This window comes from Spirillospora sp. NPDC049652 (genome assembly GCF_040675125.1).
Taxonomy (GTDB): domain Bacteria; phylum Actinomycetota; class Actinomycetes; order Streptosporangiales; family Streptosporangiaceae; genus Spirillospora.
In genome coordinates, this window is the sequence record NZ_JBFAOF010001305.1 from 1 (window position 1) to 1,613 (window position 1,613).

Sequence of the window (1,613 nt, forward strand, 5' to 3'; positions counted from 1 at the left end):
GGCCCGCGTCCGCGATGTGCGGGCGTCCTTCGCAGGCGGCCGCCGCGCGCGGGCCCGCCAGGTCCCAGTGGATGAGGATGCGGTCGGTCGCGTCGCCCGCGTTGACCTCGTCCTGCATCGCGCCGTAGAAGTCGGTCAGGTACTCGGCCGGCGCCGCGCCGAGCTTGGCCAGGTTGAAGTAGGCGTTGCGGCTGATCAGCGGGTCGAAGGTCCAGCTGACGGTGGTGATGTCGTGGTACAGCGCCCAGGCGCGCTGGTGCAGTTTGAGGGCGTACCCGGCGCTGCGGCCCCGGGCGTGCCCCTCGACGCCCGCGATGTGGGAGTGCAGTCCCTCGGCGGCCAGCAGGCCGACGCAGGCGGCGACCATGCGGTCGCCCGAGTAGGCGCCGACGACGTAGCCGCCCGTGTGCTCGATCACGCGCATCAGCTCGGGGGTGATGAGCGGGTTCCCGGCGGGAGGACGCCACACGCGGTCGATCAGCGCGGCGGCGTCGGCCAGGTCGGGAAGCTCGGTGAGCTCCCTGATCCGGACGCCGGCGGCGTCGGCGGCCCGGTGGGCGGCGCGGTGCGCGGTTCGGCGGACGGCCGGGGAGACCTCCTCGTCCGGTCTGGGTTCGTCGGGTACGGATCGGTCAGCCATCTTCGGTTCCTCGTCCAAGGTCGGCGAGCCGTTCACGCCGTCTCCCTTCCGTGCTCTCCGGGAAGGGAGACGGGAGCCGGATGCGGACGGGCGGTCAGCTCGCGGATGAGGGCCGCGAGCAGCGCCGTCCGGTTCGGCAGTTCGGCGACGACCACGTGTTCATGGTCGGCGTGTGCGCCGCCGCCGACCGCGCCCAGGCCGTCCAGCGTGGGCGTGCCGACCCCGGCGGTGAGGTTGCCGTCGGAGCCGCCGCCGACGGCGACGCCGCGCAGCTCGCCCAAGCCGAGTTCGCCGTAGAGCCGGGAGGCCAGGGCGAACAGCGACGCCGACGACGTCTCCTGGAGCGGCGCCCGGTCAGGTCCGCCGGTCACCTCAAGCCGCGCGCCCGGCAGGACGGGACGCAGTCCGCGCACGGCGTTGTCCACTCGGAACTGTTCGGCGGTCGTCGCGGCGCGGACGTCCACGAGCAGTTCGGCCGCGGCCGGGACGGTGTTGCGGGTCGTCCCGGCGGAGGCGACCGTGGGCGTGACCGAGGTGCCAGCGGCCGGGTCGGCGAGGGCGGTGACGGCCTGGATCTGGTGGGCGAGTTCCACCGCGGCGTTCACGCCCCGGTGCGGTTCGAGACCGGCGTGCGCCGCCTTGCCGCCGATGCGCAGGTCATACGTGGACACCCCCTTACGCGCGGTCTTCAGCGCGCCGTCCTCGCTGGCCTCCAGCACCAGGACGGCCGGGACGCGGCGCGCTTCGGACTCGACCAGCTCGCGGGAGTCCCGCGATCCGGTCTCCTCGTCGCTGGTGGCCAGCACGGTCACGCCGTCCAGGTCGCCCAGGTCGTCCAGGAGCGCCAGGGCGTGGAAGATCTGGACGAGTCCGGCCTTCATGTCGAAGCAGCCGGGGCCGGTCAGCTTCCCGTCGGCCACGGCGAACGGGTGGGTGGCCAGCGCGCCGATGGGCCAGACGGTGTCGAAGTGGC

2 protein-coding genes are annotated in these 1,613 nt (G+C 73.8%); both read right to left on the reverse strand.

The features are described from left to right. Positions 1-640, reverse strand: a 640-nt coding sequence (locus tag AB0J52_RS39665) for a GNAT family N-acetyltransferase (RefSeq protein ID WP_500188283.1), incomplete at its 3' end; no start/stop codon positions are given. Positions 641-672: 32 nt separating this feature from the next. Then, positions 673-1,613, reverse strand: a 941-nt coding sequence (locus AB0J52_RS39670; protein WP_500188285.1) for a M20/M25/M40 family metallo-hydrolase, incomplete at its 5' end; no start/stop codon positions are given.